Below are 6087 nucleotides of genomic sequence, written 5' to 3' on the forward strand. Positions count from 1 at the left end.
GGGAGGCGGTCAAGTTGAACGGCTGAGGCGCTATAAAGCCACCGTTTTCACCATTGCGATGTAGAGCAGCTTATTCCATAGGCGAGGCCGATTAGTATTCGCCTATATGAAAAGGAGCGCTTCGCGTGCCTCAGAAACTTCCTTTGCGTGCCGATCATGTCGGTTCTTTTTTGCGCCCCAAGAAGCTGGTGGAAGCGCGCGATGCCCGGATGGACCCTGCCGAGCTGCGCGAAATCGAGAATCAGTCCATTGCCGAGCTGGTCAAATGGCAGGAAAGCCTTGGCCTGAAAGCCATTACGGATGGTGAATTCCGCCGCTTCTTCTTTCACACCGATTTTCTGTTGCAGCTTGATGGCGTGGTGGAAGAAGGTGGCATGGAAGTGGCCTTCAAGAACGATACCGGCAAGGATGTGCGCTTTGCCCCGCCGCGGATGGTGGTGAATGGCAAGGTCAAGCACAGCCACCCGATCCAGAAAAGTGATTACGAATTTCTGAGCGGTCTCACCAATGAGACGGCAAAAGTTACTATCCCGTCGCCCACCATGCTGCATTTCCGAGCCGGGCGGGATGGGATTCCGGCAGACGTCTATCCGGAAATGGAAGAATTCTATGCCGATGTGGCCGCAGCCTATCGTGCAGAAGTGGCCAGCCTTGCTGATGCGGGCTGCCGTTATCTCCAGTTCGATGACACGAACCTGGCCTATCTATGCGATGACAAGCAGCGTGAAAATGCGCGCGCACGCGGCATGGACCCGAATGATATCCCGCGCGATTATGCAAAGCTCATCAATGAAAGCTTCCGCGATGCGCCGGCTGACATGCTGAAAGCCATTCATCTGTGCCGGGGCAACTTCCGCTCATCCTATGCGGCTGAAGGCGGCTATGAGCCGGTCGCTGAAATCATGTTCAACGAACTCGATATCGATGCTTTCTTCCTTGAATATGATGATCCGCGTTCCGGTGACTTTGCACCTTTGCGCTTCCTGCCCAAGGGCAAGACCGTGGTTCTGGGCCTCGTCACGACCAAGCTGGGTGAGTTGGAATCCAAGGACGATATCAAGCGCCGGATCGATGAAGCGGCTAAATTCGCGCCGCTCGATCAATTGGCGCTGAGCCCGCAATGCGGCTTTTCCTCCACTGTCCATGGCAATGATATTTCCGTGGAGCAGCAGGCTGACAAGATCCGTCTGGTGGTCGAAGTGGCCGAAGAAGTCTGGGGTAGCTGATCGTTTAACCCGTTTTGCACAAACAAAAAGGGCGGCCCGCAAGAGCCGCCCTTTTCATTGTTCTGACGTTAAACTCAGAAATCCTTGCGGATTGATACGCGCCATTCACGTGGACGGCCGACCATGGTGTAAGCCGTGCTTGTGAAACCGTAGAGGGCATCAAAGCGTGATGGGTTGTAATATTTGTCGAACATATTCGTCACTTCCAGAGCAAATGACAAATCTTCATCTTCATTGCGATAGGTCAGGCGAGCATTCGCCAGCGTATAGGCTTTGATATATTGGTAAGCATCGCTGACAACATCCAATGCGTGGCCCTGGAATTCCCGCCCGCGGTGGGCAATATCCAGACGTGGAGTGATCGAACCGGAGCTACCGAGATCGATTTTGTACTGCATACCAGCACTGAACTGAACTTCAGGCGATGCGATCGGATCACCAAATTGAACACTATTTCCGACGGCAGGCGAGATGGAGGTGTATTTCGATCCGAGCAGACTGACCGAACCGTCAATCATCCAGCCATCAATCGGCTCAGCCGTTAGCTCGCCTTCGAAGCCCCAGATTTCGCCGTCACCCGCATTGGCAACAACAGCGCAAGGGTTGCCGCCATATGCTGAGCAATCCGACAGCGGAAGCTGAATGTCCTTATACTTGTTGTAGAAGCCGGCCAGGTTCACCTGGAAGCGACGGTCAAGGAAGTTGGTTTTCAGGCCTGCTTCATAAGATGTCACTGTTTCCGGACCAAAATCGCCCTTTGTGGCATGTTCCGGCAGGAATGGTCGTGCGGTCACGCCGCCGCCTTTGAAGCCGGTGGAGACAGTGACATAGGCCAGCACAGCAGGTGAAAAACGGTAATCTGCCGAAATGCGCCAGTCTACACGGTCGCCATTATAAACCGACTGAAGACCGTCCAGCTTGTCCAGGCCCAATATGGTTGCACCTACGCCCAAATCCTTGCCATATGCAAAGTTACGGCGGACGAAGGTGTAATCCTTGTGCTCCTTGGTATAGCGCAAGCCACCGGTCAAGGTCAGCGCGTCAGTGGGCCTGAGGATCAAAGTACCAAATGCAGCTTTGGAATCTGCATTGATAGGATCGTTGCCGATGAACTGTACGGGAACGCCGGGGATAATGTAGCGGATATCCTGCTGGGTGAAATAGGTGCTGCGTTGATCGGAATAGAATCCGCCAACCGTCAAATCGGCCCAATCTGTCAGAGAGGCGTTGAGGCGCAGTTCCTGACTGAAGAACCAGAAGTCCAGATCATTGATACCACCAGCGGCGATGGCGGGATCGGGAGTGAAATCATCATCCGTGCCCCATTTATTGTTATATTCGCGATAGGCCGTGATGGAGGTCAGCTGCAGACTGTCGTTCAAGCGGATATCAGCGTGGCCCGAAACGCCCCAACCACTGAACTTGTTGCGGTTGCTGGTGTAATAAGCACCGGATTCACCCCCGGCTGGCAAGAACCAGCTAGCATAGGTGCAATACCGACCACAGTCGAAATTGGCGGGGCCGAGCAATTGCACTTCACCAGCGCTGGTGCGATCGGAATTCTGATAATCTGCGATGACCATCAGGTCGATATCAGCGGTCGGCTCCCACCGGACCGCGCCACGAAGGCCGGAGTAGTTCTGGCCGCCGAGCTTATCTTTCACACAGGTTGAGCCGGTGCCGTCGCTCCCGATGGTGGGGGCAATGCCTTCAGGATTGTTGGGATTGGCACAGCCATAATCCACCTGATCGACATAACCGTCCTGTTCCTTGTGGACGCCGGAAATGCGAGCATAGAGGTTGGACGTGATGGCGAAGTTCAGGCCAGCGCGCAATTCAAGACGATCCCGCGTGCCGTAGCTCGCTTCTGCGAAGGCAGAGTTTTCTGCATCAGGCTTTTTCGAGAACAGTTTAATTGCACCGCCAATGGAGTTTCGGCCGGTCAAAGTCCCCTGTGGGCCGCGAAGGATTTCCACGCGTTCCAGATCGAGCAAATCGAAATTTGCGCCTGTCAGTGTCGGGTAATAGACATCGTCAATATACATGCCGACGCCCGGTTCATAGGCGGGGTTGAAATCGAACTGGCCGATACCGCGAATGGAGGCACCCATGGAGGCACCATAGGCACCGCCTTGTTCGCGCAGAGTGACGCTCGGCGCTTGCTGGGCAACAGCCTGAATATCGTCCTGGCTGCGAGCTTCCAGCAAGGCGGAATCTACTGCAGTGATGGCGATTGGTGTATCCTGCAGTTTTTGCTCACGAAACTGGGCAGTAACCACGATTTCACCGGGGCGGTATGCGCCGTCATCGGGTTGAGCCGTGCTGGTGCTACTGCTTTGACCAGCATCCTGGGCGAATGCTGGGGCTGCTGTCAGCGCGAATGCGGAAGCGCCCAGAAGCAGGGCACGATTCAGGATACCTTTGTGGCATGAAATCATCGAACATCCTCTCTCTCAATTCCGGATCTTAAGTCCGGATAATTGGGTTGTATCCTAGCCATGAATTTCAGACATTCGCAACTAGGAAAAGTGCTTTAACCCATGCGAATCGGCCTGTGTTGTAAAAAAATCACAAGTTTTCTTACGGGTCACATTGTCTTGCGATGGACAAGATCAAACAAATTGGAAGTGTAAGGCAATAATGGCACGCCTTTCACCCAAAGGCGTGCATTTTAGGCGCGCCGTTCAAAACATGCCGTTATCGTTCATGGATTTTTCGGGCATTTGCTGAACGACATCCCAATGTTCGACGATCTTGCAATTTTCGACCCGAAAAATGTCCACCACAGCAGACGGCGGTGCATCAGGCGCGAAACGTGCTTCATTATGCACTACCACCAAACCATCGGACGCAATCACCCGATGAACCGTATATTCAATGCCCGGATTGGCGTCGAAGAAGGGCTGCAGAAAATCTATCGCTGCTTGCCGTCCGCTGGCTGCACCGGGATTGTGCTGGATATAGTCTGGCGCAACCCAGCGCATGAAAGCGGTGCGAGCATCTTTCTGCTCATAGAAGAGCGGAATGAAATTCTCGACCACCTGACGCGCTGAAAGTGTGCAATGGCGTGAAGGTGCTTCACCGTCTTCCGCCGCATGGGCAGAGGCCATGGGAGCGATCGCACATGCTATCGCTCCGATGAGCAAGCTGAGAGACAACCGGCCCGTCATGCCTTCTCCTTGCCCGATAGCACTGCGCCAAATTTTGGATGGGCAAAATGCATCGGGACATCCTGACGGTATGGCCATGTCTGGCGATGCTGATCGGCGGGCAGCAAGCGGTCCGGCCCAAGGGGATCTTCGGGGAAGGTTTTGTCAGCCGGCTGAAGGTGGGCGGTGGTATGTGCCCAGCCGTTTTCATAATCGCCCTGCCATTGCATCATATAGTCGAGGCGCTTGATCTTCCACACCCCGTTTTCCCGGACATAGTCGTTCTCGTAGATGCCCGCTTCCATGAATTGCTGGGGCATGAATTCTTCTTTAGTGTCCTGAAAATCATCATGCCAACCACCGAACAGCATACCGCGGAAACGGCCCTTTGCGGTTTGCCGATCAGGGGCAACCGTGATGATATCCTGCATCTGGAAATGATCGAGCAACATGCCGTGAACCGGTCCGGGCTTGCCGCCAGTAAAGCGTCCGGCGATCCAATCGCCATAAAGCCGCTTTACGCCTGCATGTCCGACATATTCACCGGACAGGAAAACAACCACACCATCTTCGCAGAATAGCTCAGCCACGTCATCCGGGCGGTTGAAGTCAATGTAGTAGCCATAGGCCCAATGCAGGCGGCGAATTGCGTTGATGTCTTCCAACTCACCCACACGGTGCTCCAGCTTTGCCAGCCGGCCTTCCATGTCGTTCATCTCGACTCTCCCATTTTTTTATTTGTATGTATCACTAACAAATATAGATCGTTTGGCGAGAGGAAAAATTGGACATGAGCAATGATAATCGACCATGGGAAGGGCGCGTCGCTTTTATAACGGGGGCTGTAACCGGCATTGGACTAGGCGGCGTGGACAAATTTGAGCCAGTATCTGGCGGTGGCGATGTGGACCATGGATAGGAAGCTGTCCACGAGTTGATCATAGCGTGTCGCGATGGCGCGGTTGATCTTGAGGCGTCCGAAGAAGCGCTCGATCTGGTTGCGCTGCTTGTAGAGTTTCCTGTCGTGCTCGATCGGCACACGGCGGTTTGATCGTCCGGGAATGACGGCCTCGATACCGCGTTCGGCAAGATCGGCGCGAATGGCGTCGGCATCGTATCCCTTATCAGCCAGTAGCGCCTTGGGTGTTTGGTCTGCCATAGCGATCAGGGCGTCATAGGCCTTGCAATCAGCGGCTTCGCCGACTGTCAGGTGGAGGGCGAGCGGTCGCCCTCGTCCATCAGCCAGACAGTGAAGTTTACTGGTGAACCCGCCCCGCGAGCGGCCAAGAGCTCTTCGACGAGTCCCCCTTTTCCGCCCGCCGCCGAAACATGGGCGCGAACCGTAGTGCTGTCGATGCTGTAGTGGCCGCTGTCCGCCATGATCTCGGCCAGTGTAACCGACACGGCCTCCCAAACCCCGGCATCGCTCCATCGCCTGAACCGCCGATAGATCGTGTTCCAGTTGCCGTATTTTGGCGGAACGTCGCGCCAGGGTGTGCCGCAGCGAAGTCGCCAGAGAATGCCGTTGATGATCGCACGGTTCTCTTCAGGACGTCGTCCGCGCCCACGGTTCGACGCATCAATCGGAAGCAACCCCTTCAAAACACGCCATTCTGCTTCGGTAAGATCACCCCGACTCAAGCCCGCCTCCAAAAGGCAGCCTTGAATCAACCCGCCATCGCAACGTCAACCAATTTGTCCACGCCGCCTAG

The 6087-nt window shown here is 54.9% G+C and carries 5 protein-coding genes; 1 reads left to right on the forward strand and 4 read right to left on the reverse strand.

The features are described from left to right. Nucleotides 1–125 precede the first annotated feature (125 nt). On the forward strand, nt 126–1226 hold the full coding sequence (locus GRI39_RS13295) for a 5-methyltetrahydropteroyltriglutamate--homocysteine S-methyltransferase (RefSeq protein ID WP_160740207.1): 1101 nt from the start codon (nt 126–128) through the stop codon (nt 1224–1226). A 74-nt stretch (nt 1227–1300) separates the two neighbouring features. Here the strand turns inward: GRI39_RS13295 and GRI39_RS13300 are convergent, their stop codons facing one another. The 4 genes from GRI39_RS13300 to GRI39_RS13315 all read right to left on the reverse strand — a co-directional run bounded on the left by GRI39_RS13300 (nt 1301) and on the right by GRI39_RS13315 (nt 6016). Next, nucleotides 1301–3664 (reverse strand): TonB-dependent receptor, encoded by a 2364-nt coding sequence (locus GRI39_RS13300; RefSeq protein WP_160740208.1) that lies wholly within the window; start codon nt 3662–3664, stop codon nt 1301–1303. 246 nt (nt 3665–3910) lie between these two features. Beyond that, nucleotides 3911–4396, reverse strand: coding sequence for a nuclear transport factor 2 family protein (locus GRI39_RS13305; protein WP_160740209.1), 486 nt, complete (start codon nt 4394–4396; stop codon nt 3911–3913). After that, nucleotides 4393–5091, reverse strand: coding sequence for a nuclear transport factor 2 family protein (locus tag GRI39_RS13310; RefSeq protein ID WP_160740210.1), 699 nt, complete (start codon nt 5089–5091; stop codon nt 4393–4395). Before GRI39_RS13310 ends, GRI39_RS13305 begins: the two co-directional genes overlap by 4 nt. Nucleotides 5092–5234: 143 nt before the next feature. Continuing rightward, nucleotides 5235–6016, reverse strand: a protein-coding gene (locus GRI39_RS13315) for an IS5 family transposase (RefSeq protein ID WP_170324293.1) whose coding sequence is annotated in 2 segments (ribosomal slippage) — nt 5235–5692 and nt 5692–6016 — 783 coding nt in all. Because the reading frame shifts where the segments join, the coding sequence is not laid out codon by codon here. Between the last annotated feature and the right edge of the window lie 71 nt (nt 6017–6087).

The organism is Altericroceibacterium indicum, from assembly GCF_009828105.1.
In the GTDB taxonomy this organism is placed as follows: domain Bacteria; phylum Pseudomonadota; class Alphaproteobacteria; order Sphingomonadales; family Sphingomonadaceae; genus Altericroceibacterium; species Altericroceibacterium indicum.